The 26223-nt window shown below is 67.4% G+C and carries 27 protein-coding genes; 9 read left to right on the top strand and 18 right to left on the bottom strand.

The window, feature by feature from the left end; genetic code table 11:
• Nucleotides 1–163: 163 nt before the first annotated feature.
• Both F3J15_RS02335 and F3J15_RS02330 read right to left on the bottom strand, forming a co-directional pair.
• Nucleotides 164–580, bottom strand: a complete 417-nt coding sequence (locus tag F3J15_RS02335) for a type II toxin-antitoxin system VapC family toxin (protein WP_345891484.1) — start codon at nt 578–580, stop codon at nt 164–166.
• On the bottom strand, nt 567–803 hold the full coding sequence (locus F3J15_RS02330; RefSeq protein WP_039351245.1) for a DNA-binding protein: 237 nt from the start codon (nt 801–803) through the stop codon (nt 567–569). Before F3J15_RS02330 ends, F3J15_RS02335 begins: the two co-directional genes overlap by 14 nt.
• Before the next feature lie 391 nt (nt 804–1194).
• Here F3J15_RS02330 and F3J15_RS02325 point away from each other — a divergent pair, with 391 nt between their 5' ends.
• A complete protein-coding gene (locus F3J15_RS02325) occupies nt 1195–2421 on the top strand; it encodes an acyltransferase (RefSeq protein WP_166887258.1) in 1227 nt (408 codons plus the stop codon).
• A 12-nt stretch (nt 2422–2433) separates the two neighbouring features.
• Here the strand turns inward: F3J15_RS02325 and F3J15_RS02320 are convergent, their stop codons facing one another.
• A complete protein-coding gene (locus F3J15_RS02320; RefSeq protein ID WP_166887256.1) occupies nt 2434–3117 on the bottom strand; it encodes a hypothetical protein in 684 nt (227 codons plus the stop codon).
• A 732-nt stretch (nt 3118–3849) separates the two neighbouring features.
• On the opposite strand from F3J15_RS02320, the gene F3J15_RS02315 reads away from it, so the two are divergent.
• Together F3J15_RS02315 and F3J15_RS02310 are read left to right on the top strand one after the other, a co-directional pair.
• The gene (locus tag F3J15_RS02315; RefSeq protein WP_166887254.1) at nt 3850–4515 is read left to right on the top strand and encodes a methyltransferase domain-containing protein; all 666 of its coding nucleotides are present in this window, start codon (nt 3850–3852) and stop codon (nt 4513–4515) included.
• Between the two features lie 177 nt (nt 4516–4692).
• Nucleotides 4693–6048, top strand: coding sequence for an acyltransferase (locus F3J15_RS02310; RefSeq protein WP_166887252.1), 1356 nt, complete (start codon nt 4693–4695; stop codon nt 6046–6048).
• A 76-nt stretch (nt 6049–6124) separates the two neighbouring features.
• Here the strand turns inward: F3J15_RS02310 and F3J15_RS02305 are convergent, their stop codons facing one another.
• The 7 genes from F3J15_RS02305 to F3J15_RS02275 all read right to left on the bottom strand — a co-directional run bounded on the left by F3J15_RS02305 (nt 6125) and on the right by F3J15_RS02275 (nt 14404).
• A complete protein-coding gene (locus F3J15_RS02305; RefSeq protein WP_166887250.1) occupies nt 6125–6898 on the bottom strand; it encodes an SDR family oxidoreductase in 774 nt (257 codons plus the stop codon).
• 32 nt (nt 6899–6930) lie between these two features.
• On the bottom strand, nt 6931–8511 hold the full coding sequence (locus F3J15_RS02300; RefSeq protein ID WP_166887248.1) for a FadD3 family acyl-CoA ligase: 1581 nt from the start codon (nt 8509–8511) through the stop codon (nt 6931–6933).
• 45 nt (nt 8512–8556) lie between these two features.
• Nucleotides 8557–9606, bottom strand: a complete 1050-nt coding sequence (locus tag F3J15_RS02295; protein ID WP_166887246.1) for a ferredoxin--NADP reductase — start codon at nt 9604–9606, stop codon at nt 8557–8559.
• Nucleotides 9607–9621: 15 nt separating this feature from the next.
• The gene (locus F3J15_RS02290) at nt 9622–10140 is read right to left on the bottom strand and encodes a flavin reductase family protein (protein ID WP_166887244.1); all 519 of its coding nucleotides are present in this window, start codon (nt 10138–10140) and stop codon (nt 9622–9624) included.
• Complete coding sequence (locus F3J15_RS02285; protein ID WP_166887242.1) at nt 10140–11897, bottom strand: FAD-dependent oxidoreductase; 1758 nt, start codon at nt 11895–11897, stop codon at nt 10140–10142. The genes F3J15_RS02290 and F3J15_RS02285 overlap by 1 nt, the downstream gene beginning before the upstream one ends.
• Nucleotides 11898–11907: 10 nt before the next feature.
• Nucleotides 11908–13101, bottom strand: a complete 1194-nt coding sequence (locus tag F3J15_RS02280) for an acyl-CoA dehydrogenase family protein (RefSeq protein ID WP_166887240.1) — start codon at nt 13099–13101, stop codon at nt 11908–11910.
• 163 nt (nt 13102–13264) lie between these two features.
• Nucleotides 13265–14404, bottom strand: coding sequence for an LLM class flavin-dependent oxidoreductase (locus F3J15_RS02275; RefSeq protein WP_069252948.1), 1140 nt, complete (start codon nt 14402–14404; stop codon nt 13265–13267).
• A 259-nt stretch (nt 14405–14663) separates the two neighbouring features.
• On the opposite strand from F3J15_RS02275, the gene F3J15_RS02270 reads away from it, so the two are divergent.
• Nucleotides 14664–15014, top strand: coding sequence for a VOC family protein (locus tag F3J15_RS02270; protein ID WP_011355015.1), 351 nt, complete (start codon nt 14664–14666; stop codon nt 15012–15014).
• Between the two features lie 51 nt (nt 15015–15065).
• On the opposite strand, the gene F3J15_RS02265 is transcribed toward F3J15_RS02270, so the two are convergent.
• Nucleotides 15066–15926, bottom strand: a complete 861-nt coding sequence (locus F3J15_RS02265) for a LysR family transcriptional regulator (RefSeq protein WP_166887237.1) — start codon at nt 15924–15926, stop codon at nt 15066–15068.
• A 160-nt stretch (nt 15927–16086) separates the two neighbouring features.
• Between F3J15_RS02265 and F3J15_RS02260 the strand changes: the two genes are divergently transcribed.
• A complete protein-coding gene (locus tag F3J15_RS02260; RefSeq protein WP_166887234.1) occupies nt 16087–17475 on the top strand; it encodes a DHA2 family efflux MFS transporter permease subunit in 1389 nt (462 codons plus the stop codon).
• Nucleotides 17476–17484: 9 nt separating this feature from the next.
• Here the strand turns inward: F3J15_RS02260 and F3J15_RS02255 are convergent, their stop codons facing one another.
• Nucleotides 17485–17865: a DUF4377 domain-containing protein gene (locus tag F3J15_RS02255; RefSeq protein WP_166887231.1), complete on the bottom strand. Its 381-nt coding sequence runs from the start codon at nt 17863–17865 to the stop codon at nt 17485–17487.
• Between F3J15_RS02255 and F3J15_RS02250 the strand changes: the two genes are divergently transcribed.
• Both F3J15_RS02250 and F3J15_RS02245 read left to right on the top strand, forming a co-directional pair.
• Nucleotides 17853–18071: an SDR family oxidoreductase gene (locus F3J15_RS02250; protein ID WP_166887228.1), complete on the top strand. Its 219-nt coding sequence runs from the start codon at nt 17853–17855 to the stop codon at nt 18069–18071. The genes F3J15_RS02255 and F3J15_RS02250 overlap by 13 nt on opposite strands.
• Before the next feature lie 94 nt (nt 18072–18165).
• Nucleotides 18166–19359 (top strand): tyrosine-type recombinase/integrase, encoded by a 1194-nt coding sequence (locus tag F3J15_RS02245; RefSeq protein WP_166887225.1) that lies wholly within the window; start codon nt 18166–18168, stop codon nt 19357–19359.
• A gap of 47 nt (nt 19360–19406) precedes the next feature.
• Here the strand turns inward: F3J15_RS02245 and F3J15_RS02240 are convergent, their stop codons facing one another.
• The 4 genes from F3J15_RS02240 to F3J15_RS02225 form a co-directional block, all read right to left on the bottom strand.
• Entirely contained in the window at nt 19407–19805 is a 399-nt protein-coding gene (locus F3J15_RS02240; RefSeq protein ID WP_166887222.1) for a lysozyme inhibitor LprI family protein, read from the bottom strand.
• Between the two features lie 167 nt (nt 19806–19972).
• Nucleotides 19973–20194 (bottom strand): YXWGXW repeat-containing protein, encoded by a 222-nt coding sequence (locus F3J15_RS02235; protein WP_166887219.1) that lies wholly within the window; start codon nt 20192–20194, stop codon nt 19973–19975.
• A gap of 59 nt (nt 20195–20253) precedes the next feature.
• A complete protein-coding gene (locus F3J15_RS02230) occupies nt 20254–21417 on the bottom strand; it encodes a DUF1501 domain-containing protein (RefSeq protein WP_205190655.1) in 1164 nt (387 codons plus the stop codon).
• Nucleotides 21414–22808, bottom strand: a complete 1395-nt coding sequence (locus F3J15_RS02225) for a DUF1800 domain-containing protein (RefSeq protein WP_166887213.1) — start codon at nt 22806–22808, stop codon at nt 21414–21416. The genes F3J15_RS02230 and F3J15_RS02225 overlap by 4 nt, the downstream gene beginning before the upstream one ends.
• Before the next feature lie 645 nt (nt 22809–23453).
• Here F3J15_RS02225 and F3J15_RS02220 point away from each other — a divergent pair.
• Nucleotides 23454–23843: a cupin domain-containing protein gene (locus F3J15_RS02220; protein ID WP_235986475.1), complete on the top strand. Its 390-nt coding sequence runs from the start codon at nt 23454–23456 to the stop codon at nt 23841–23843.
• Nucleotides 23844–24099: 256 nt separating this feature from the next.
• On the opposite strand, the gene F3J15_RS02215 is transcribed toward F3J15_RS02220, so the two are convergent.
• Nucleotides 24100–24408: a hypothetical protein gene (locus F3J15_RS02215; protein WP_166887210.1), complete on the bottom strand. Its 309-nt coding sequence runs from the start codon at nt 24406–24408 to the stop codon at nt 24100–24102.
• Between F3J15_RS02215 and F3J15_RS02210 the strand changes: the two genes are divergently transcribed.
• Complete coding sequence (locus F3J15_RS02210) at nt 24408–25409, top strand: alpha/beta hydrolase (protein ID WP_240158743.1); 1002 nt, start codon at nt 24408–24410, stop codon at nt 25407–25409. The two genes, F3J15_RS02215 and F3J15_RS02210, sit on opposite strands and share 1 nt — an antisense overlap.
• A gap of 147 nt (nt 25410–25556) precedes the next feature.
• Here the strand turns inward: F3J15_RS02210 and F3J15_RS02205 are convergent, their stop codons facing one another.
• A complete protein-coding gene (locus F3J15_RS02205; protein WP_089447791.1) occupies nt 25557–26060 on the bottom strand; it encodes a periplasmic heavy metal sensor in 504 nt (167 codons plus the stop codon).
• Nucleotides 26061–26223 lie beyond the last annotated feature (163 nt).

Genomic DNA, 26223 nt, shown 5'->3' with positions numbered 1-26223 from the left:
GAAAGGATTCTGGCCGGTCGGGGGTGGTGTTACATCGTCTGTTGGGACGAGAGGCGGCGAGGAATTGGCGTGGCGCAGGCGCGCGTGAAAGCCCGGCGGGACGGGCCGTGCTTGCGGAAGGAGACGGTGAGCCGGTACGGTTGCCGCAGCGCGGCAACGAGGGTCAGTCGAACGGGTTCAGCAGCCTGACGCCGGTGCGGGCGAAATCCGCGACATTGCGCGTGACCACCGTGAGATCGTTGATCAGCGCGGTAGCCGCGATCAGCTTGTCGAGGTCGTGCGTCGGATCGGGCACGCGCAAATGCCCCCACATCTGGCTGATCTCGATGTCGACCGGCAGGATGTTCGGCGCATAGCCGGACAGGATGGTCGCCATCCAGGCCTCGAGCGCCGACGCCTGAGGATGATCGCCGCGATGACGAATCAGATCGACGCCGCGGCGAAGTTCAGCAACCGTCACGACGGACAGGTAAAGCGGGCTCGCGTCAGCCGCGGCCTGCGTGAAGAACGCCCGCACGCCACGGTTGGTTCGCTTGCCCTTCCTGATTTCGCTGATGACATTCGTATCAATCAAATACACGCCTCGCCTCGCCGGAATCCTGAACACGTTGAAAATCCGCGTCGTCGCCGACATCGGGCATGCTCATCAGCACTTGCGCGAATGTCTTTCGCTTCGGCCGGCCGAGCGCATCGGCCAGGATGGCCCGATGTTCGGCCTCGGCACTCCTGCCATTTGCCGCAGCCTGCTCGCGCAGGCTCTGAACGATACTGTCATCCACGTTACGCACCAGTAGATTTGCCATGAATTCCTCCGTCCTGATTTGCTATCAATGATAGCGCCAACAGGATGAAGTGCAAGCATTGCTATCATCTTGATGACGGACGGACGACGATGTCTGCGCTGGCCCTCGGTAACGGCCGGCATGAATTCGCCCACCTCCCGCCGCTGGCCCGACGCGTCGAACTGCTGTCGTCCAAGGTAAACCGGGGCGGAGCGATGTGAAAGACAGCCGAATGGCCAGTCTCCGACAGGCAGCCGGCCCTCACGCATCCGCGCAGCAGCCATCGGCATCGTTTGATACCATCGAAACCATGAGACCGGCGACATGACGCCGAGCAAAGCGCGCAGAAGACCTTGCATCGACGCGGATCATCCGTGCCTGAAATCCCGATCAAGACACGAGACGCCTTTCAGTGGACTTCGTTACGCCTTCTCTCGATACCGTCTTTTCCCCGACACCCGACAAACTCTACTTCCCGGCATGCCTCGCAGCCGTGGCGATCATCGCGTGGCTCGTCGCACGGCAAACGCCGTTCTACCGGTTCGCCGTCGACCAGTCGCTGTCGATGCGCTATCACAACCTGGACGGATTCCGCGGCATCCTCGCCACTTCCGTCGTCTTTCATCACTTCGCGTGCAACCAGGGTTTGCTCACGACCGGAAGCTGGGGCACGAGCCCCGGCTTCCTGCGCAATCTCGGGACGATTCCCGTCGCGATGTTCTTCATGGTCACCGGGTTTCTGTTTTGGGAACGCGCGTGCAAGGGCACGCTCGACGTGCGGACCTTCTTCGTCGGGCGCGTGCGGCGCGTCGCCCCGCTCTATCTCGCTTACGCGATCGTCATCGTCGTCTGCACGCTGGTCTGGTTTCCCCGCAACGTCGTGGATGCGCCGACGCAGCTGCTGGCCGACGTGCTCAAGACCGTGTCGCTCGGCTGGTTCGGCGCGTTCCCGATCAACGGCGCCCCACGCACCAGCTATCTGAGCGGCGTCTGGTGGACGCTCGGATATGAATGGCGGTTCTACGCCGTCGTTCCGTTTCTCGCGTGGTTCGTCGCGACGCATGCGTGGCGCAAGCTGTTCGCGCTCGCGATCGTCACGATCTGCGCGACGCTGTTCGGGCAGCCTGGCAGCATGGCGCTGCTGTTCGCGTTCGGTGCCGTGGCATTCGAGGTGTCGCGGCACCCCGCGATCCGCGCGCGGCTCGACACGAAATCGGCCGCCACCGTCGCGTTGCTGATCCTTGCCGTCGCCCCGAGCCCCGGCGAACGCTATTCGATCGAGGGCGTGCTGCCGCTGCTGCCCGTGTTCGTGTGCGTCGCCTGCGGGAACACGTTCTACGGCGTGCTCAAGACCCGTCCGCTCGCCTTGCTCGGCACGGCCAGCTTCAGCATCTACATGATCCACATGGTGATCGTGTACATGATGATCCACGCGATCAACCGGTTCGTTTTCCAGATCGGTTCCGCGGACGACCTGCAACGCTGGCTGCTCTCGCTTGGATGCGCGCTGATCGCGGTACTTTGCGCGCTGCTGACCTATCGCTACATCGAGCATCCATTCATCGCGAAACGCAGTAACGCGCGTCCGGCACACCGACCGGTACAACCCGAGCGCGAGCGTCACACGGCCACGCTGTGACCTGCCCACCGATCAGAACCGATACGAAATCCCGATCTGCAAAACCGGGTACCACCGATAGCGCGACATCACCTGCCGCAGCGAATCCAGGCCGCTCGACGCCAGGATCTGGCTCTTCGCCGGCCCGGCCGCGGCTGCCAGTTCAGGCGACAGCGTGTACGAACATTTCGGTATCCCGTACGCCACGCCAAGATCGGCAACGAACCCCAGCCCCTTCGACGCCGGCCGATGCCCGTAGCCGATCCCGAAGTACGGCATCACGGTCGGATAGCGCGCTTCCGCCACCGCGTACATCCCCGGCATCGCAGGATAGTGCTTGCCGCCGAACACATAGGTGCCGTTGGTCGGCACCGATACGCCACGGAGATCATCGTCGTTGAAGCGCAGGCCGAGTGTCGCCCGGAAGCCGCTGCCTCGCCATGGAAAGATGTCCGCGTACAGGCCGCCCTGGCGCAGCTTCAGGTCATCCTGATAGCGATTGCCGGCCACCGTGAAGTCATGCGAAAGATCGATCGCATTGAAGTCCGCATGCGCGCCCAGCATCGAATTGAAGCTCACGGCCGCGCCGATGCCGACGCCCTGCGTGCCGCCCTGCAGGTAGATCTCCTGCGCGAGTACTTGCATGCTCGCGGCGCACGTCACCGCGACCGCTGCCCATTGTTTCACCGTCGTTTTCACGGGCGCCTCCCCCGACATGTGCCGGGCGCGCCTCGCCAACGCATGCGACCTGCGCCGCCACGCGTGACGCGAACCCCGGCACGACACCTTGCAAGCACGCTTGCTGTTCGACGGATCGGGAACGCGTTGCCCCATGCGCATGACCGATACGACATGCGCGGCGCCGCGGCCCGATCCGATTCCCCGTTTGTTTCGATGTCGTTACATGCCGCCGATGCCCTGATCGTTCTGGCGAGATTCGTCTGCACCGGCGGCACCGGGTCCACCGCAAGGCACGTGCCATGCCTCGCAAATCCACGCGCAGCAAGCGTCGCAGCCAAACGCTCGCCGTCGTGCGGTGCGAAATCGGGGGAAATGTTTCAGGAACGCATCGATATTCGGCACGCGACGCCGCAGCGCGCGATTGTGTGCGCACGCATCGATATCGCGATGCACGCCGAACAAGGCCGGACGGCCATTAGCGCACGTCCGTCTCCGTTACCGTCGATCGAATGTGGCCGCATGCATCGAAGAAACGTTGCAAGGGTGTGACCTCGCACAGAGCGCGTGCGAGGCCGATACGCAAGCGCGCCCGGCAAGTCAGGGGGAATACGGATGCCGGTTCACGCGTGCCGCGCGAAAGGGCCGTCGTGTAAGCGGCAGCCGATCAGTACACCCCACCGATTCCCGCATCGCCCGAAGTTTCGTCGACCGATGACAGCCTGCCCGCGGATGATAGAATCGTCCGTCCATACCCTCTGGACGGGCACAATGCAAAAACTGCAGTGGTCTAGCGGAATCGATAACGAAATCGAATTCTGGTCGAAGTGGTTGGATACGAAGGGCGGTGCGTGGCCGGAAGATTTTCAGTTCCGCATCAACCCCGACGCCGAAGTACATCCGTGGATGGCCGAACTGCTGAACGGCATCCCGAATCCGAAGATCCTCGACGTGGGGGCCGGCCCGATGACGGTGCTGGGCAAGAAGATGAACGGCATGCCGCTGGACATCACCGCCGTCGATGCGCTGGGCGATCTGTACAGCCGCCTGGATTTCCCTGCAGGGCTTCCCCTCATCAAAACCCAGCAGTGCGAAAGCGAATGCCTGACCACGATGTTTCCGGCAAACACGTTCGACCTGACCTATGCGAAAAACACGCTCGACCACAGCTACAATCCGGTCGAAGCGTTTCGGCAGATGGTCGCCGTGACGAAACCCGGTGGCTTCATTGCGACCGAGCATGCGGCGAACGAGGCGCTGAACGAGAACTGGGAAGGCTTCCACCAATGGAACTTCCACGTCGACGGGCGCGATTTCCTGATCTCGAATCGAAACGAAACGTTTAGTATCTGCCGCGAAATCGAGGGCCTGGCGACTATCGAAACGCTCTCCCCTGATCGCGCTGACTATATCGGTTGCGTGATGCGCAAACTCTGATCGGCGACCGGGTGCGGCTGTTCAATTCAGTCGCACCCATCGGAACGATTCACCGCTCGCGAATTCCCCCTGAATTCAACAGTCCGAACCGGTCGGCCGGAATCGCGGCATGGCGACCGCAATCAGACATTACTACCGCCTGTCGTGCAGATCCGGCAACGTTTTCCGGATGCGGCCATGCGTTCGATCCGGGTGCGAACCCGCATCGTCATGACATCGCAGTTCCTTCCGGGGACCCAGCGCTTCAGCCCGCCGGGTTTGATTTACACTTCGGCGTCCAACCCACCCACGTTATCGATGACGAAGTCCGCTCCGCCCCCCAATAATCAGCGCGTATTCGGGCTGGATATACTGCGCGCGCTCGCGGTTCTCCTCGTTCTCGCCAGCCATACCGTGGCGCACGGGGCGCCGCCTGCATGGATGAGATGGTACTTCTCGGCCCAGGGGACGATCGGCGTAGAGATCTTTTACGTTCTGAGCGGGTTCCTGATTGGCAGCGTACTGATCCGGTCGCGGAAAGCGGGCAAGCTCAAGGCCCCTGGCGATGTTCTTGATTTCTGGAAGCGCCGCTGGGCACGCACCCTCCCGCTCTATGCCTTCTTCCTGCTCGTCTATCTGCGCTTCGACTACCACGGCCCGGCATCCCTCGACGTCGCCTGGCCATTCTTCCTCTTTCTCCAGAATCTGGCGTGGCCGATAGGACCATTCTTCGAGCACTCGTGGAGCCTGGCCGTCGAAGAATGGTTCTACCTGTTGCTCCCGTGCGTATTTCTCGCCGCCGCAGGCATGCTGAAGTCGACCGGACGTGCGATGCTCGCAACGTGCGCCGTGTTCATCGCTGGCCCGCTTGTCGCAAGGATCGTTTTTGGTTGGAACGCCCAGTCGCTATCGGATGTCGATCGTCATGTTCGATCCATCGTATTGTGCCGACTGGATTCCCTGTTCATCGGGGTAATCGTTGCGTATATCCGCATCGAACGACCGAAACAGTTTGCGCGTCTTGCGTCGCTCTGGAAATTTGCGTTGCCGATATTTGTCGCCCTGACGCTCTACTTCGCGTGCGGTGCGCCTTATCTCGTCACCAACGCCACCGTCCGCACCATGGCATACCCGATGTTGTCCGTCGTCATCGCCGCGTTGCTTCCCGCAGCGATGACCATTCGCACGTCGGGCAGTCGTCTGCTCGATCGCTTCATCGACTGGACCAGCCGGATTTCGTATTCCCTCTACCTGGGACACATCTGCATGCTGACACTGGTGCTCGGCATGTTTGCAAAATACGGATGGTCAATCGAAAGTCATCGCACGACACTCATCCTGTATGTCACGCTCGCCGGCTTCTATTTCGCATTCGCGCATCTGACATACAGGTTCGTCGAGCAGCCCTACATCCGGCTTCGCGACAAGGTCATGGGGAACAGCGACGAGCGAAGCGGGTGCAATGCCGTGAGCGTTCCCTCAGTCCGGCCGGAAACCCCGGCAAAGCTCTCTCCGGAAGTGCTTGCGAACGTGCAACACATCGAGCATCGGTAGCAGGGCCGCCAGGCGAATCGGAAATGCAAAGGCCGCTCACAACGAGCGGCCAGCCCTTCGCGTTCGGTCGGCCGTGCTACAACCCATACCCGCCTGAAACATTCAACTGCTGCCCGGTAATGTAATTAGCCCGGTCCGACGCCAGAAACACCGCCGCCCGTCCGGCATCGTGCGCCTTCCCCCAGCGCTTGAGCGCGAGCATCTTCTGCGTCTCGTCGATCCACGCCTGGTCGAACTGCCCCTGTTCGAGCAGCACCGGAAACATGCCGGCCTCGATCACGCCGACCAGGATCGAATTCGCGCGAATGTCATAACGCCCCTCCTCGCGTGCCAGGCCCTTGACCAGCGCCTCGTTCGCCGCCTTCGGCGCGACCGACAGCCCGTCGCGATCCGGCCAGCGCAGGTGCCCGGCCGAGCCGAGCGTCACGAACGATCCGCCGCCCGACGCACGGAAGTGCGGCAACGCAGCCTTCGCCGTCACGAAGAAGCCTACCGTCTCGACGTCGATCGCGCGGCGCCAGTCGTCGTGCGTCATGTCGCCGATATGACGCTGGTTCACGAACGGACCGGCCGCCCAGACGACCGTATGCACGCGGCCATGCGCGTCGATCGCGGCCGCGAGCACGGCGTCGACCTGGGCAGGATCGGTCACGTCCACGCAGTGCGTGGTCGCCGCGACGCCTTCGCCGCGAATCTCGCGCGCCACGCGCTCGGCCACGTCGGCCTTGCTCCGATAGCCCACCGCGACCGGCACGCCGGCACGCGCAAACTCGAGCGCGACACCCTGCCCGATCCCGCCGCTGCCGCCGAACACCAGCACCGCGCCCTGCGGAAACCCGTTGTCGTTCATGCGTTCATCCCGTTCGTGTGTCGCGGCGGCGCTCAGGCCGCCGCCTCGGTCCCCGCCCGCAGGCGGTACTTCAGCACCTTGCCGGCCGCGCTCGTCGGCAGTTGCTCGACGAACGTGAAATACCGCGGCACCTTGTAGTTCGCCATGTTGCGACGCGCCCAGTCGTTCAGTTCGTCGGCGTCGGCATGCGCGCCCGGCCGCAGCACGACATACGCATGGCCGACTTCGCCGAGCCGCGTATCGGGCACGCCGACCAGCGCCACCTGGGCGATCGCCGGATGCGCGGCGAGCAGCCGCTCGATCTCGGCCGGATAACAGTTGAAGCCGCCGACGATGAACATGTCCTTGATGCGATCGGTGATCTTCAGGTTGCCGTCCGCATCGACGCAGCCAAGATCGCCCGTATGCAGCCAGCCGTCCGCATCGACCGTCTCGCGCGTCGCGTCCGGCTGGTTGAAGTAGCCGCGCATCACGTTGTAGCCGCGCACCCAGATTTCGCCGGTCTCGTCCGGCCCGAGCGGCTCACCGCCTTGGCCCGCGATACGCAATTCGACGTCCGGCATCGGGCGCCCCGACGTACAGGCAACGGTTTGCGCATCGTCGCCCTGGCGGCACAGCGTCGCGAAGCCGCACGATTCGGTCAGCCCATAGCCGGTCAGCACCGTCTCGAAGCCGAGTTCCGCGCGCATCCGCTCGATCAGGCTCGGCGCGATCGCCGCCGCGCCCGTCACCGCGATCCGCAGCGACGACAGGTCGCGCATCGCGCGATCGGGTGCGTCGAGCAGCGCGTAGTACAGCGTCGGCGGCCCGGGCAGCACCGAGACGCGGTCGTCGGCGACGCGCCGCAGCACATCGGCCGGCTGGAACACGAGATGCGGCAGCACGGTCGCGCCGCTCGACAGCGCGGCGAGCCAGCCGGCCTTGTAGCCGAACGTATGGAAGAACGGATTGACGATCAGGTAGCGGTCGTCGGCGCGTACGCCGGCGATCGCCGCCCACGCCTGCGCGGCGCGCAAGTTCTGGCCGTGCGCGGTCATCACGCCCTTCGGCCGGCCCGTCGTGCCGGACGTGAACATCAGGTCCATCACGGTGTCGGGCGTGACCTGTGCCTCGCGTTCGCGCACCGCGGCCAGCGGCACCTCGGCACCGCGTGCGAGGAACGCGTTCCAGGTCTCGTCGCACGCGCCTGAAGGCGGCTCGCCGTCGAACACGACGACGCGCTCGAGCGTCGCGGGCCGGTGCGGCGCGAGCATCGCCGGATAGGATTCGCCGAGGAAGGTGCCGCAGCAGAACAGCAGCCGCACGCCGCCGTCGTGCAGGATGCCGCCCACCTCCATTCCCTTCATCCGCGTATTGACCGGCACGAGAATCGCGCCGACGGTGTGGATCGCCAGCGCCGCGACGATCCATTCCGGCAGGTTCGGCGCCCACACCGCGATGCGGTCGCCCGCCGCGATGCCGCTCGCGAGCAGCGCGCGGGCCGCGTCGACGCGCGCCGCGTCGAGTTCCGCGTAGGTCAGCCGGCCATGCTCCGACTCGATCGCCGGATGCGCGCCGTAGCGCGCGGCTGCCCGGGCGATCAGCGCGGGCGTGGTCAGGATTTCGTTGTCCATCGTCTTAGATCAGGGTGGCCGTGCGCGCCGCCGGCGCGCGACGGCTCAGTCGGGAAACACCACGCGCAGCGCGTCGCTCGCGGGCCGTGCGCAACAGGCGAGCGTCCAGCCGGCCGCGATCTCGTCGTCGTCGAGCACGTGGTTGCTGTCGAGCGCGACCTCGCCGCGCTCGATCCGGCACATGCACGCGCCGCATTGCCCCATCCGGCAGGAATTCGGCGCCGGCACGCCCGCGCGCAGCATCGCGTCGAGCAGCGTCTCGCCGGGGGCGCTGTCGAACGCGAACGCGTCGCCGTCGAGCACCGTTTCGATCGCCGCGCCGGCGCCGGATGCCGAGGCCGCCGCTGCGACGCTCGACGCCGTCGTATCCGCCGGTGCCGGTACATCAGGCAGCGATGCAAAACGCTCGACGTGGACCCGCGAACGCGGCAACCCGAGGCCGAGCATCGCGGCCAGCGCGTTCTCCATGAACAGCGCGGGCCCGCAGATAAACGTCTCCTGCTGGCTGAACGGCCGCGCGAGTTCCTCGAGATGGCGCTGCTGCGGGATGCCCTGCACGCTGTCGAGCCAGTGGATCACGCGCACGCGGCCCGGATGGCGCTGCGCGAGCTGCTGCAGCTCGGCGCGGAAAATCACCGCGCGTTCGTCGCGGTTCGCGTAGATCAGCGTCAGCATCCCGCGTCCGTGCACGAGCGCCGATTTCAGGATCGACAGCACCGGCGTGATGCCGCTGCCGCCCGCGAACAGCAGCAGGTCGCCGTCGAGCGTGCGCGGCGTGAACACGCCGGCCGGCGGCAGCACGTCGAGCGCATCGCCCGCCTTCACGCGGTCGCACAGCCAGTTCGACGCGCGGCCGTCGCGCACGCGCTTGACGGTGATCTTCGGCGCGGCGTCGATGCCGGGCGCACTCGACAGCGAATAGCAGCGCGCGACGGTGGCGTCCGCGCACGGCACGTTCAACGTCAGGAACTGACCGGGCCGGTACGCGAATGCGTCGCGCAACGCGGCCGGCACGTCGAACACGAACGAGCACGCGTCGTCGCTTTCGGCAATCACGTCGGCAACGGTCAGCCGATGGAAGCGCGAATCGCTCATGGCCGGCTCCTCACGTCACGCGGCCGCACGGGCCACCGGCGCGCCGGGCGTCGTGTAGGCGCCGTCGAGATAGACGAGCGGATCGACGTCGCCGCTCATCAGCACCTCGCGGATGCGCCCGATGAACACCGTATGCGTGCCGTACTCGAAGCGGCCGTCCTGCTCGCACACGAGGCTCGCCTGTGCGTCGCGCAGATACGGCACGCCGAGCGCCGATGTGTGCCAGTCGCCGGTCGTGAAGCGCGCCTCGCCCTTCAGGCGGCCGCTGCAGTCGATCGCGATGCCTTCGTGGGCCGCCGACAACACGTTCACGCAGAACCCGGCGCCCGCGTCGAGCGGCGGATACAGCGACGCGCTGCGATTGATGCAGATCAGCAGCGAAGGCGGATCGGTCGACAGCGAATCGACCGCCGTCGCGGACATCGAGTAGCGCCGGCCGTCGTGCGCACTGCTGATGACCGTGACGGAGCGCGCGAGGCGGCGCATCGCGAGCAGCATGTCGGTGCGCAGCGGATGGGGGGTGAAATCGCTCATCATTGGACTCCGTCAAGTTCAGTCGTGGAGGGCCGGGCGGGCCGGCCGCCGGCGTCGGCTGCGCGAGCAGCCAGGTGGTCGGCGGCGAGATACCCGAAGGTCATCGCCGGACCGAGCGTCGAGCCCGCGCCGGGGTAGCTCGCGCCCATCATCGATGCGCTGGTGTTGCCGATCGCGTACAGGCCGTCGATCGGCTCGCCGTCGGCGCGCAGCACGCGGGCGTGCACGTCGGTGACGAGCCCGCCCTTCGTGCCGATGTCGCCCGCGTCGATCCGCACCGCGTAGAACGGCGCCTGGTCGACCGGCCCGAGGCACGGGTTCGGCTTGTTCCGCGGATCGCCGTAGTACGTGTCGAACAGGTTGTCGCCCTTGCCGAACGCCTCGTCGATCCCGGTTGCCGCATAGCGCGCCATGTCGCGCAGCGTGTCGTGCAGGCCGACCGCGTCGACGCCGATGCGTGCGGCCAGCGCGTCGATCGTGTCGGCCTTCACGATCACATCGCGGAACGCGGCCGGAATCCGTGAATCGGGCATCATCGACGCCGGCATGATCGGCCCGCACGGATACTTGCGGCGAAACCGCGCGTCGAACACCATCCAGGCCGGCACGCTTGCGCCAGTGCGCGCATGGTCGCGGTACATCGCCGGCACGAATTCGGAATACGGTGCGGCTTCGTTGACGAAGCGCTTGCCGAGGCGGTTCACGATCACGCAGCCCGGCAGGTTGCGTTCGACGAACAGTGCGCGCTGCTTCTCCTCGCCGGCGACACCGACCGTCGGCGCGCCCCATACGTGCGCCATCAGCGCGAGCGCGCCGCCGAGCCGGTGGCCTTCGGCGATCGCGTCACCGGTGTTGGCCGGCGGCGTCGCGCTCCACTGCGCCTGCGTCGGCTGCGGCAGGTAGCGCTCGCGCATCGGCTGGTTGCGCTCGAAGCCGCCCGCGCCGAGGATCACGCCACGCCGCGCGGCGATCGTCACCAGCTGCCCGAAGCGCTGCGCGCGCACGCCGGTCACGCGGCCGTCGACGTCGAGCAGGTCGCGCATCGGCGTGTCGAGCCACACGGGTACGTTGCGGTCGAGCAGCGCACGGCGCAGCCCGCCGATCAACGCGTTGCCGAGCGTCAGGCGCCGGTCGCGCCGCGTGCGGCGGCGCATCCCGATATCGAGCCAGTAGCGGCCGAACTGCGCGATCGCGAGCTTCATGAAGCCGGGCCCGCGCGAGAACAGCGTGTGCGCCTCCTTCGACGTCACCGCCACGCGCCCGCCGATCAGCGTGCCGGGCGACGCCGGCCGCAGCCGGTCGAATTCGTCGCCGAGCAGCCCGCCGTCGAACGGCATCGGATCGAGCGCGCGGTAGCCCGGCATCGCGCCCGGCACCTTCTGGAAATAGTCCGCGTATTTCGGCAGCGACTGGTAGCGCACCGGCGTCTTCGATTCCAGGTAGCGCAGCATCTCCGGCGCGCGGTCGAGATACGTGTCGATCTTCTCGGGCGTCGATTCACCGGCTACGCACGCTTCGATGTAGCCGCGCGCGGCCTCGCGCGAATCGGTCGCGCCCAGTTCGGCGATATGGTGGTTGCACGGCACCCAGATGCCGCCGCCGGAGACGGCCGACGTGCCGCCGTACAGCGCCGACTTCTCGATCACGACGACGGACAGGCCGCGGTCGGCCGCGCGGCACGCGGCGAGCAGCGCGCCCGCGCCCGAACCGACGACCACCACGTCGAACTCGTATTGCTGTGCTTGCGGGTCGTTCATCTCGGCCTCGTCAGATGAAGAAGTCGGTGTTCTCGCGGCCGAGCATCACGGCGCCGAGGTTCTGGCCGAAGCGGTCGACGTTGTTCGCGTAGTGCGCGCGGGCCGCATGCAGGTCGAGGAAGCGACGCACGAGCGGATTGCGGTGATAGATGCCGTTGCCGCCCGCGTAGCGCAGCAGCGCGTTCGCGGCCTGCGCGCAGCGCTCGGCGACCTGTGCGGACTGGTAGCGGAAATGCATGCGGCGCTCGATCGACACGGCCGGGCCGCCGGTGACGGACGCCATCAGTTCCGCGAAATTGCGCTTGAGCAGCACCTGCATCTCGTCGATCGCGACGGCCGCGTTCGCACACGCGTTCTGCGCGCCCGGATCGTCGGTCGTCTTCGCACCGCTGTTGGCCGACACGCGCGTCGCCGCATACCCGGTGAAATCGTCGAGCGCCCCCTGCAGCGCGCCGATGCACGACGTGCACACCGCGCGCACGAAGATCTGCGCGAACGGCAGCTTGAACAGCGGCGCGTCGTTGACGGCCAGGCCGGGGCTCGTGCCCATCATCCCGTCGATCGCCTTGTGCGTGCGGTACGCGGGCACGAACACGTCGTCGACGACGATGTCGTGGCTGCCCGTCGCGCGCAGGCCGAGCACGTCCCAGTCCTGCTGGATCCGGTAATCGGCTTTCGGCAGCAGGAAGGTGCGGTATTCGGGCGGCTGGCCGGCTTCGACCGGCGGCACCAGCGCGCCGAGGAACACCCATTCGCACAGTTCGCTGCCGCTCGAGAACTTCCAGTGGCCCGACAGGCGGAAGCCGCCGTCGACCGGCGTCACGCGGCCCACCGGCATGTAGGTCGACGCGATCAGCGTCGCCGGGTCGTCGCCCCACACGTCCTGCTGCGCGCGTGCGTCGAACAGCGCGAGCTGCCAGTTGTGCACGCCGACGACGCCGTACACCCACGCGGTCGACATGCAGCCGCGCGCGAGCGCCATCTGGATGTCGAAGAACGCCTGCGGATCGAGCTCGTAGCCGCCGTAGCGCTTCGGCTGCAGCACCTTGAAGAAGCCGGCGGCCTGCATGTCGGCGATCGTCTCGGCCGGGATGCGGCCCTGCGCGTCCGCCTGCGCGGCGCGGCCGGCCAGCGTCGGCGCCAGTGCCTCGGCCCGGGCGATCAGCGTGGCGGCCAGCGCGTTCGAATCGTTGTCGCGATGCACGAATGTCTCCTGTGAAGCGGGTGATGCGCCGCGGCGCGGGCCCCGCTCTCGTTCAAAGTTGTCCGGCGCGGCCTGGCCGCGGGCGATGCTCGCCACCACCGATGGTCGGCTTCGCGCGACCGCACCGCATCGTCCGACCGGACGACGGGCGCGGCCCGGTGCATCACGCGCAGGCGCGCTCCTTCTCGCGGTTGAAGAACGGGATCACGTGTTCGCCGATGTTGCGGATGGTCTCCATCTGCGCGTCGTGCGGCACGGTGCCCATCTGGCACAGGAACAGCACTTCGTCGACGCCGGCTTCCTGCAGGCGGCCGACATAGCCGATGCAGTCGTCTACCGTGCCGTACGCATGGTTCGGGTTCATCATCGCGAGCGCCGGGTCGGCAAAGTTCACGACGACCTCCTCCGACGCGAAGCGCGAGCGGATCACCATTTCGCCGGTATCGGCCTGCACGAGGTCGTCGCCCCACTTCGCCGGGTCCGGACGCTCGCCGCCCGTGTACCAGTACGCGAGCGATTCCATGAAGTAGCGCTGGCCGCGGATGCCGATCTTGCGGGCGGCCTGGCCGTCGGCCATCACGACCGTCGGGCACAGTGCCGCGAGGTGCTGGGTCGGGCGGAAGCCGACCTGGTCTTCCGGCTTGCGGTTCGCCCAGGCTTCGCGGTACACGGCATTCTTCTTCGCGACTTCGTCGGGGCCGCCGAAGCCGAGCACCAGCGCGCCCATCCCGCGCTGGCCGGCGCGCAGCAGCGCGTCGGTGTTGGTACACGCGAGGTACATCGGCGGATGCGGATCCTGGAACGGCTTCGGGTGGATCGGACGCTTCGGAATCTTGATGTACTTGCCGTCGTGCTCGATCTCGTCCTGCACGAACATCTTCGGCACGAGGTACATCGATTCGTCGATCATCGGCTGCAGTTCGTTGAGGTCGTAGCCGAACGCGCCGGCTTCCTGCTGGCTGCCGCCCTTGCCGACGCCGAAGTGCACGCGGCCGCCGGACAGGATGTCGAGCAGCGCGACGCGCTCCGCGACCTTGATCGGGTGGTTCATCGCCGGCGGCAGGCACACGACGCCGTGGCCGAGGCCGATGCGCGTCGTGCGGCCGGCCAGGTACGCAAGGAAGGTTTCCGGCGCGCTCATGTGCGCATAGTTGGTCAGCGACGTGTGCTCCACGCACCAGATCGTGTCGAAGCCGACCTGCTCGGCGAGCAGCGCCTGTTCGACCGTCTCCTTGAATACCCGGTGGTCGCCCTCGCGCGATGCGTCGGTGGTCTGGGCTTCGTAGATGAGGGAAAACTTCATTGCGTGCGTCTCCATGGTTGTTGGACGAGTCGGAGTCGTGCAGCCCGCCCGCACGATACGGACGAAGCGCGACGGTCCACGAATGGGAGTGTCGGCGCGCGGACGGGCGCGGGCATCGTCTGTTCGGAGTACCGGCGCGCCCGCGGCGACAGAGGGGTTTCACGGTCATCCGATCGGACTGCGTGAGCGCGCGACCGGCGCGCTAGCATCGAACGGTGGGCGCGTGGCGCGCACCGACCAACGACAAGGGAGAGCGGGAATGAAGGTATCGATGCTGCTGTATCCGGTCGACGACATCGACACGGCGCTGCCGCTGTTCGTCGACGGGCTGGGCCTGAACGTGAAGTTTCGCGACGGCGACCGCTATTGCGCGCTCGACGGCGGCCCGCTGACGATCGCGCTGGTCGCGGGCGACGAGCAGATCGTCGAGCGCGCGGCGCTCACGCTGCGCGTCGACGAGGACGACGACCTGTATGCGGCAATGGCGCGCGTGGTAAAGGCCGGCGCGTCGGTGCGCGTGCCCGTGCAGGCCGGGCCGCACGAATACCGCGCGGTGCTGGAGGACAAGAACGGCGCATTGCTCGTGATTTCGCAGAAACGGGCCGCATGACGGCACGCCGCGCGGGCGCCGGATACGGGCGCCTCGTGCGCGGCGTGCCCGCTAGGCCTCCGCGCCCGGCGTGCTCAGGTCGCTCGCCTCGAGCAATTCGAGCAGCGTGCGCGCCGGCTGGCTGAGCCGCTTCGCGGCCAGCGCGATGAATTCGATGTCGGGCAGCACGGGCAGCGCGTCGCCGTTGACCAGCGGCGCGAGCCCGCGCGTCGACAGATAGTGCGACGTCGCGGTCAGGCCGAGCCCCGCGCGCGCGGCCGCGATGCAGCCCGGCTGGCTGCTGCTCGAACACACGACTTCCCAGCCGATCCCCTTCTCCGCGAGCGCGTTCAGGACGATCGCGCGCGTCACGCTCGGCTCGGCGACCAGCACGAGCGGCAGCGGCCGCTCCGGATCGACGATGGTGCCGGGCCGCGCGACCCATTCGAGCCGCGTGCGCAAGAGCGGCGTGCCGCGCCGCTCGCCGAGCCGCCGCTTGCCGATCATCAGGTCGAGCGCGCCCGCGTCCAGCCCTTCGTAGAGCCGGCTCGTCATCCCGGTGGTGATCTCCAGCGCGACGTCCGGATGCGCAGCGCGAAACCCGGCGAGCACGTCCGGCAACGCGACGAGCGCGAGGTCGTCCGGCGCGCCAAGGCGCACCCGCCCCTTGAGCCTCGGCTTGCGGAATTGCGATTCCGCGCGGTTCAGCGCCTGCAGGATCACGTTCGCATGCACGAGCAGCGCCTCGCCGTCGGCCGTCATCGCGATCGAATGCGTGTCGCGCACGAACAGCCGCCGGCCGACGCTCTCTTCGAGACGACGGATATGTTCGCTGACGCTCGACTGGTTGAGCCCGAGCTGCCGGCCCGCTTCGGTGAAGCTGCGGCAGTTCGTGACGGTAGCGAACGTGTTGAGCCAGACGGGATTGAGCATGGCGCATTGTCATCGGTATTACCGATGACAGTCAATGTCTTCAGGCGGCTTCCCGATGACCATCGGAATCGGTACCATCGTGCGCTTGGAGACCGGCAGGCGCCGCGCGCAACCGCGTGAAGGCGCCACCCGCGCCGGCCTTTGCACCACCGATTTCGCCATGTCCCGGGAACCCACACACGCCGCGCTGCTCTGGATCGTCGCCGCTGCATTCTTCATGCAGTCGCTCGACACGACGATCGTCAACACCGCGCTGCCTTCGATCGCACAAAGCCTGCATGCGTCGCCGCTCGCGATGCAACCCGTCGTGGTCGTCTATACGCTGACGATGGCGATGCTCACGCCGGCGTCCGGCTGGCTCGCCGACCGGTTCGGCACGCGCCGCGTGTTCTCGCTCGCGATTCTCGTGTTCGTGCTGGCATCGATCGGCTGCGCGGCGTCGCATACGCTCGGCCAGCTCGTCGCCGCGCGCGCGCTGCAGGGCATCGGCGGCTCGATGCTGCTGCCGATCGGCCGGCTCGCCGTGCTGCGCCGCGTGCCGGGCGAACAGTACGTCGCGGCGATCGCGTTCGTGTCGATCGCCGGCCAGCTCGGCCCGATCGTCGGGCCGACGCTCGGCGGCTGGCTCACGCAGGCGATTTCGTGGCACTGTGTGTTCATCGTCAACGTGCCGGTCGGCGTGGTCGGCTTCGTCGCCGTGCAGCGTTACCTGCCGCACGACCAGGCGCAACAGCCGCCGCCGTTCGACTTCGTCGGCTGTGCGCTGCTGTCGGTCGCGATGATCGCGCTGTCGCTCGCAATCGACCCGCCGATGCCCGCGCATCGCACCGCGTGGGCGGCCGGGCTCGCCGTGGTCGGGCTGGCGAGCGCGCTTGCGTACCTGCCGCACGCGCGGCGCCGTGCGCAGCCGCTGTTCCGGCTCGGGCTGTTCCGCGAGCCGAACTTCGGCTCGGGCCTGCTCGGCAACCTGCTGTGCCGGATCGGCACGAGCTCCGTGCCGTTCATGCTGCCGCTGCTGATGCAGGTGCAGCTCGGCTATACGCCGCTGCAGTCGGGGCTGATGATGCTGCCGGCCGCGATCGCGGGCGTCATCGCGAAACGCTGGATCGCGCCGCTCGTGAAGCGTTTCGGCTATGCGGCGTTTCTGGTCGTGAATACGGGGATCGTCGGGTGCGCGATCGCGGGGTTCGCGCTGGTGTCGGCGCGGCCCGCGCCGCTACTGGAAGGCGCGCTGCTGATCGTGTTCGGCGCGGCGAACTCGATGCAGTTCGCGGCGATGAACGGCGTGACGTTGAAGGGGCTGTCGCATGCCGACGCCGGCAGCGGCAACAGCCTGTTCACGATGATGCAGATGCTGGCGATGGGGCTCGGCGTGTCGATCGGCGGCGGCCTCGTCAACCTGTTTGCCGACTATTGGGGCTCGATGGCGCACGGGTTCATGCTGTCGTTCACGTGCATGGGCGTGGTGACGCTGCTGTCGTCCGTCGTGTTCCGGCGGATCGATACGGCCGCGCCGCCGACCGGCGCGGCCGCGCGCCCGTCCGCGTGAGCGCGGTTGTCAGTTCACCTGGCGGCGCTCGACGACGCGCTTGAGCACCCAGCGGATCGACGAACCGTCGGCCGGCGGCTGCGCGACGCGGTATTCGTCGATTTCGAGCGTGTACAGGTAGCCGGGCTGGTACGCGAAGCCTTCGATACCGGCGTACCACAGGCTCCACGGCTCGTTCGGGCCGTTGCGCACCTGCAGGCACTCCATCGGCGCGACGCCCGTGCAGCGCGCGGATTGCGGCGCGACATACACGGTCTTGGTCACCGGCTTGCTGTCGGCCGGGCGTACCGCGTTCGGCGCCGTGGCGACCGCGTCGGTCTGGCATCCGGCGAGGAGCGTGCTGCCGGCAATGACGGCCGCGCCGAGCAGCGTTCTGGATGGGCGAATCATCGGGTGTTCCTCTGGAAGCGTTGGAGGGCCGATTAGAGGCCCTCACGGCAGGAAAGTTCACAAATAGCTTACAGAAATCACTTCCCCTCTTCACGCTCGGCGAGCCGCGCGACATCGCGGAAACGGTGACGTGGCTGTGCTCGCGCGCTGCGCGTTGCGTCACCGGTCAGGCGATCCCCGTCGACGGCGGATTCACCGTGTGGTGATCGTGTACCATCGACGCTTCCCGATATGCCTGATCGCGCTGCGTTCGTCCGCCCTTTCACATACGTACGATCCGCACGACGCACCCCGCTCCGCATGACCTCACCCGTTCCGTCCGACACCGCGTTGCGCCCGCTGCCGATCGATGCGCTGACCGTGCCGGCCGCGCTCGACGGACGCACGGGCACCAATCGCTCGAGCAGCACTCATCCGCAGATTGCCGCGACCAACGACCTGGATGCGGTGCGCGCGTGGCTCGCCCGCTTCGTCGATACGCCGACCACGTTCCAGAACTACCGCAAGGAAGCCGAACGCCTGCTGCTGTGGGCCGTGATCGCGTGCGGCAAGCCGCTGTCGTCGCTCACGCACGAAGATCTGGTCGTCTACCGCCAGTTCCTGCTCGCACCCGCACCCGCCGAGCTGTGGTGTGCGAACGGCGGGCGCAAGCATCCGCGCGACGATCCGCGCTGGCGGCCGTTCTACGGGCCGCTGTCGGCGGCCAGCCAGCGGCAGGCGCTGGTGATCCTGAACGTGATGTTCTCGTGGCTCGTGCAGGCCGGCTACCTGGCCGGCAATCCGCTCGCGTTGTCGCGGCAGCGGCAGCGCCGGCCCGCGCCGCGCGTCACGCGCCATCTCGGGCAGCCGTTGTGGCAGTCGGTCAAGGACGCGATCGCCGCGATGCCGCGCGACGACGCGCGGGCGGGCTTCCATGCGGATCGCGCGCGCTGGCTGTTCACGCTGCTGTATCTCGGCGGGCTGCGCATCACCGAAGCGGCCGATACGACGATGGGTCAGTTCTTCTGCCGTCGCGACGCGGACGGGCGCGACCGCTGGTGGCTCGACGTGACGGGCAAAGGCGGCCGGCAGCGGCTCGTGCCGGCCACCGACGAGATGATGGCCGAGCTGTCACGCTACCGGCGCGCGCACGGCCTGCCCGCGTTGCCGTCCGACGGCGAGCCCACGCCGCTCGTGCTGCCGGTCGGCCAGGCGCGCAAGCCGCTCACGCGCGCGGCGCTGCACCGGATCGTGAAGCAGGTGTTCCGGCAGGCGGCCGACCGGCTGCGTGCGAACGGCGAAGCCGGCGAGCAGCAGGCGCGCGTGCTCGAACAGGCGTCCGCGCACTGGCTGCGCCACAGCGCGGGCTCGCACATGGCCGACGGCCGCGTCGACCTGCGGCTCGTGCGCGACAACCTCGGCCACGTGTCGCTCACGACCACGAGCCAGTACCTGCACGCGGACGACGACTGGCGGCATCGCGAGACGGAGGAGAAACACCGGATCGGGTGGTAGGCGCGCACCGCGCCTGACGGATTCCGGCTCGCGCGACGTGTCCGCGCTCAGTGATCGAGTTCGAGCCCGCCCAGGCCGCCATTGCTGCGGCATTTCGCGCGATCGCTTTTCTCCGGCACGTCGATCTGGCCGCACAGCACATTGATGCGCTTGCGGTAACTGTCGACCAGGCACTGCGTCGTCGTGCAGCGGTTACGCGCCTTCAGCCACGCCCTCTGCGTCGCCATGAACTGCTCGTACTCGGGCGGATCCTCGACCGGATAGTTGCCGAAGTCGTAGAGCATGTGCTGGTAATCCGCGTTGAGCGCATCGTCGAGACGCGACAACGTCGGATTGGCGCAGATTTCGCGCTCCACGAACGTGGATGCCTTTGCGCAGTTGAACGACGCGGCGTGCGCGCCGGTCGTGCCGGCCGCGACGGCCAACGCAACGAGCCATGCTTTCATGTGGGTGCCGTGAGGGTGAAAACGGCGGCCGTGGATCGGCTCGCCGTGACGGTCGAACGGGAATGCCCGTCGCCGGGACCCGGCAGCTTAGGGCAACGCGCGTCGCATTTCAATACGCGGCCCCGCATCCCGGCACCCATGCCGCACGGCCCGGCACGTCACGCTGATCAGTACACAGCCACCCAGTGCCCGGGCACCCACGCCCAGTGATTGCCGGCCCACCGGTAATGCCCTTTCGCCCAGCGATAGCCCGGTGCAGGCATCGGCGTCGGGACCTCCACGACCGGCGCCGGCTGCGGCGGCCGCACGGGTTCGACCACGCACGCAGACACCAGCGTCGCACTGGCCGTCACCAGCATGGCGAGCGAAACGGATCGGATCTTGTTCATCCTGGATTCTCCCTTTTGTGTCGTGAATGGATTCATTGCGGAAGCGGCAACGTCGCGCGTCACGCGGTTCCGCGAATCAGCCCGCTCATCGGCCGCGTCGTACCGCTTTCCGCAAACAGCGCGGACGCGGTACGGCGCGGATCGAGCCGCAGGCTGTCGGCGGCGGCGCCCGAGATCAACGCGTCGAGCGACGCGGTCGGTTTCAGGTCGCGCCCTTCGTACAGGTCGCCCGGCCGCAACCCCGGCCAGTCGGCGATCACGCGGCCGCCCGCGACCGCGCCGCCCGCCAGCATCGCGACGGATGCCTGCCCGTGATCGGTGCCGCCCGTGCCGTTCGCGGCCGCCGTGCGACCGAACTCGGTTGCGACCAGCACCGTGGTTTGCTGCCACGCGGGCCCGAGGCCGTCGCGCAATGCGGCGAGCATCGTGTCGAGCGCTTTCAGCTGATTCGCGAGCCGTGCGTTCTGTGCGCTGTGCGTGTCCCAGCCACCCGTCTCGATCATCGCGATGCGCGGGCCGTCGTCGCGCGCGAGGAACGTCGCGGCGAGCTTGCCGACGCCCGCCGGATCCTGCCGCGCATGCGCATCGCCGGCGAGGCCGCGCGCGTCCATCGCCGACTGCCACAACGGGCCGAGCTGCGCATCGGCTTCGTAGAGCGCCGACACGCGTGCGAGCAGGTCGTCCGGCGCAGCCGGCAAACCGGACGGCGCGTACGACGCGGCCTGCACGGTGCCGCGCAACGCGAGCGGCACGGTCGGCGCGAACGCGATCGCGCTTTCGCGCGTGGCCGGCAGCAGCGCGGCGAGCCGGTTCAGCCACCCGTCCTTCACCTGGTACGGCGCGCGTCCTCCCGTCTCGAGCACGTTCTGGCCGTCGAAATGCGAGCGGTCGCGATACGGCGATGCAATCGCATGAACGAACAGTGCCTGGCCGTCGCGGTACAACTGCGCGGTCTGCACGAGCGACGGATGCAGCGCGAACGTGCCGTCGAGCCGCGTCGCGGCCGACGTGTCGATCGCCAGCGGGCCGCGCAGCGACGCATACGCGGGCTCGGCATACGGAACGACGATGTTCAGGCCGTCGGCCGCGCCGCGCTGGATCACGAACACGAAGCGCCGATCGGTCTCGACGTTCGCGAACACGATCCGTGGCGCGACGAGGATCGCGCCTGCGCAGGCGGCGGCCACGCTCAGGAATTGTCGGCGGGACAGTGCCATGGTCATCTCCGTTGGAAATCGGGTGAGACGAGCAACAGCGCGAGCGACGTGGTCGCGCTTTCGGCGCGCGACAGCGCGGTCGCCGTCGGCGCACTCAACGATCCGACGAGCAGCGTGTTGCCGAGCGTGCGCGGGTCGAGCCGGTCGCCCGTGCGCGCGGCCAGCCGCTGCGCGAACTCGACCCGGCGCACGAGCGCGTCGGGCGCGGCCCAGCTCGCGGCAACGTCGTCGTAACCGGCCGGCGAGCCGGGCCGCCACACCGGCTGGCCGAGCTGCGCGAGCATCGGCGCGGCCTTCAGGTCGCCCGTGTCGTGCCAGCCGAGCCCGCGCAGCGACGACACGGCCCACTCCCACGGCGTCTTGAACTTGCGGTTGACCGGCGACCACGCATCGGGCGCATCGACGAGCGCGCGATAGACGGTCGGCAAATCGCCGCCGCTCGCATCGAACGCACGGGCGAGCCGGTCGGTCAGCGCGGGGGGCGGATTGTCGGCGACGAAATGACGGGCCAGCTGGAACGCGATATGCCGGCCGGTCGCCTCCGAATGCGCGAGGTCGTGCAGGATCGCGCGCGCCTGCGCTTCGCCGGGTTGGTCGTAGCTGCGCCCCATCACGGTCCGTACGCCGGGCTCGTGCAGTTTCGGGCGAAACACGAACGCACCGGGTGCAGCATCGCCGGGCTGCGGGCCGCGTCCGCCGGCGATGCTCCAGCCGGTCAGCGCGCGCGCGAATTCCGTCACGTCGGCCTGCGTGTATCCCGTGCGTACGCCGAGCGCGTGCAGTTCCATGATTTCGCGCGCGAGATTCTCGTTGAGCCCGCGCCTGGCCGACGGATTGCGCGCTTCGGCACGCAGCGCGGCCGGGCTGTCGGGGCCGACCGAGCGCGCCTGGTCGAGAAAAAGCTGCATCGCGGGATGCTGTTCGACGGCGACCAGCATGTCCTCGAAACGGCCGAGCACGTGCGGGCGGATCGCGTCGCGTTCGAACGCGCCCGCGTAGGCCGCCACCGGCCCCTTGTCGACCGATACCGCGAAATGGTTCGCCCAGAAATGCACGAGCCGCTCGACGAACGGCGCGGGCGTGATCAGCGCGCTGTTCAGCCGCGCGACGACGGCGCTGCGATACGTGTCGTTGCCGTCGCGCCGGATCAACTGCTCGGTCGCGCGCTTCGTTGCCGGATCGTTGGCCGTCATTGCGTTGCGCGCGTTCGCGAAGCGTGTGGCAAGCGCGACAGCGTCCGGTTCGCCGGCCCACGCGGCCGGCCGCGCGTCATAACGGTCGAATTGCGCGACGAGCGCTGCCTTCGGGTCCGCCGGCGGCGCTTCGTCGGCCCGCGCGCCGAGACCGAAACGGTTCAGCGCGATGGCGGCCGGTGTGATGTCGTTCGGGTGGTCCATGACGGGGCTCTCGCGATGCGTACCCGTGTTTAACGTCGGTCGGCGGGAAATCCGTCGGCGGAAACATGAATATTTCTCCGTGATGGTCCGGGAACGCGCGGTTTGCTACTGGCTTTCAGAAGACTGCCATTCACGGGCGATGCGTCGAATTGTTGACTGCGGAGAAGGACACGTTCGACCGTCGGGCCCTATCAACGCTCAGCAACCCGGTTTTCATGAGGTGCTTAACGCCCCGAAGGAGAACCGGATGCTTGCGTTGTTCCGGCCGTCGATCGTCCGGAAACACGGCCGGTAGGCAAATGGAGCATTGATATGGCCATTCGGCGTTGCCACAATTCCGAGAGCACCCGGGCGCGGGTTGCGTGCGCCATGCAATGACGCGTGAGGGCTATGCCGCTGATCCACGATTGCGCTCTGCGGCGTCATCGCGGCAGCCGGCCGTTGCTCGTCGACGAACGTGACCCGGCTTCTGCGGCACGCGCCACACCCGTGCCTGCGTTTGTCATGGGCGAGGTAGAGCATGATCCCATGCACACCGCATCCCGGTGCCGATACAGCAGGCCCGAATGACGATTTGCCCTGACCCGACGGAGTTTCGCGATGAATTTGACACGTCACGAACTGATCACCATTGGCTCGCTGTCGATGCAGTTCCTGGTCGATGGCACGGACACCGCCGGCCATATGGCAATGGCGGAAATGATCGTCCAGCCGTTCTCGAAAGTTCCGCCGCCGCATCGCCATGTCGACGTCGACGAAACGATCCGCATCGTGGAGGGTTCGCTGACCTACCGGGTCGACGACAGCGTACGCGTGCTGAACGCGGGCGATCATTGCTTCTCGCCCCGCGGCAGCGTTCATCACTTCTCCAATCCGGGCAATGTCCCCGTTCGTGCGCTCGTGGTGTTTACGCCCGCCAACATCGGGCCCGACTATTTCCGCGAGATGGCCGGGGTGTTGGTCGCGGACGGCCCACCGGATCCGGAGAAGGTGAAGTCCGTGATGAAACGCCACGGTATCGAACCGGCATCCTGACCGGATGAGCGTGGCCGGCCCGAATCACACCCGGGCAATCGTCACGGGAATCTCGGGAACTGCACCATGCCTCCGCATTGGGCCGGCTGGGCACTTGTGCTTCCCTGAACCAACGCCAGACTCGAGAAAGCGTATCGCCCCCGCGTCACGGCAGTCTCGTCGTCTCGCCCGCGAGTAAAAATCGGTACCACCGGAGACCCATCATGACCAAGGTGCTCGCCATCCCGCTGCCGGCTCCCGCTATCGCTTTCGCCGATCAATCGGCCTTTCCCGACGGTTCCACCACGCCTGCTGCATCGGATATCCAGCAACGTCCGCGGGCAAGGCATGCGACATCGAACTGGCGGACGGTACCCAGTGGCATGTCCGGTACGGCAATGGCAGCGACTACGATTTCACGTCGAGCCGGAGGTTCGCCGATCACGGCGACTGGAACGCCGAGGTTGGCAAGGTCTGCAGCAAGGGCCGCAAGATCCCGTACTCGCGCAACGACGTTCACGTGAAGGGCGACGACCGCTATCTCAAGCGCGACAACGGAGAAATCATTCAGTTCGTCGAATCGCATTGAACGCCGCGCGTCGGAACGAAGACGAGCGCTCGGGCAACCATGGCTCGGCACACCTCGCGTCGACGTGGCGCCACTTCATTGACCAGGAGAAGCTGCCGCATTCCGGCCTGCCGCTGCGGAATCCACCGGCCACCACTATGATGCCCCCTCTTCCCTTCAGCTTGCGTGCGCGGTTTCCTTGCTTCGGTTCGATGCGTCCGCCCACGCGCTCGACCCGTGCGTGGCTGCTTGCCATCGCGCTGACACTGCACGGCTATGCGGCCCATGCGCAGAACCCGCCCAAGGTCGTCGATATTCCGACGCGCCCCGGCGTGACTCAGCGGTTTCTCTTCATCGCGCCGGACGCGCCGAAGGCCGCGGCCATTCTCTATGCCGGCGGACATGGCGGGCTGCAACTGGAATCGTCCGGCCGGTTCGGATGGGGCGCAGGCAATTTTCTCGTCCGCAGCCGGCAGATATTCGTGAATGACGGCATCGCGGTCGCGGTCATCGATGCGCCGAGCGACCGGCAATCCGCGCCCTACCTCGACGGCTTTCGACTGTCGAAGGAGCACGCCGACGACGCACGCGCCGTGATTGCGTGGTTGAAGGAGCAACTCCATGTACCGGTCTGGCTGGTCGGGACGAGCCGCGGCACCCAGTCCGCCGCCGCCATTGCGATTGCGCTGGCCGGCGGCGGCGGGCCCGACGGTCTCGTGCTGACGTCCACCATCCTCCGCGAAGAGCAAGGCGGTACCGCGGTGACGGACATGAACCTGGCCAGCCTCACGATTCCGGTGCTCGTCGTTCACCACCAGAATGACGGCTGCAAACATTGTCCGGTATCCGAAACGGATACGCTGCTGAAGAAGCTGGAGCAGTCTCCGAAGGCCGAACTGATGATCGTGTCGGGCGGCAGGTCCCAGGGCGGTCCGTGCGAGGCGTCTGCCTATCACGGCTTCAATGGTCTGGAGAGCGGCGTGGTCGACGCGATCTCCGCGTGGATGCTTGCACGCTGAACGTGCGCGCCGCGCAGCGAAGTCGCGGTTGCCCCTTGCGATCCGTTGCCGAAGTTCAGCCTGCAGGCATTGCCGACCCACCTTCCGCGTACGCGTTGCGCACCACTGAAAAGGCACGCCGCCGCAGGTTGCCCGCGCGGCGTTGGCTTACTTGCTCGCCGCGTCCCCTTGCTTCTTCTGCCACTTCGGCGGCAGCCGCCAGTTCCCGCTACGGCGCAACCCGTCGACGAACTTCGCGCGCTCGTCCGGCGTGAGCGTCGCCGCGAAATCGACGACGCTGCGCTCGACCTGCGCACGCAGCGCCGTATCGGCCGCACGCGTGCGGTCGAGCGCCGCGTCGATCGCCGTGCGATCGAGTTGCGGCGCAGCGAGCAGGTCCAGCACGGTGATCCGGTCGTCGCGCCCTTCCCGCGCGAAATCGCGGCCGTCCTTGCGCGCCGCCTTCAGCGCCGCAACGAATTCCTGCTGGCGCGCGTCCGGCAATTCGTCCGCGGCGAAACGCAATGCGGTGTGCGAAGCAGGTGCGCCCGCCGCCCTCAGGTCGCGATGCGTCGAAAACCACTGATACGCCCCGCCGCCGATCGCGCCGAGCATGAATACGTTCAGCACGACCGAACCGACGAGGACGAATTTCCAGCCACGCTCACTCATTCATCACTCCAGTCCACGCTCGGCCCACCGAACGTCGTAGTCAGATAGCCCGGCTCATGCGCAGGCGGCACGCTGCCGAGCATCAGCATCGACACGGCCACCGCACCCGCGAGCGCGCCGGCCAGGCCCACGCCCGCGAATGCCGCGCCCGACCACCACACGG

The organism is Burkholderia sp. Ap-955, assembly GCF_011753045.1.
GTDB lineage: Bacteria > Pseudomonadota > Gammaproteobacteria > Burkholderiales > Burkholderiaceae > Burkholderia > Burkholderia lata_D.
The sequence above is the reverse complement of the archived record's forward strand: the minus strand, read 5'-3'. Positions and strand labels throughout refer to the sequence as shown.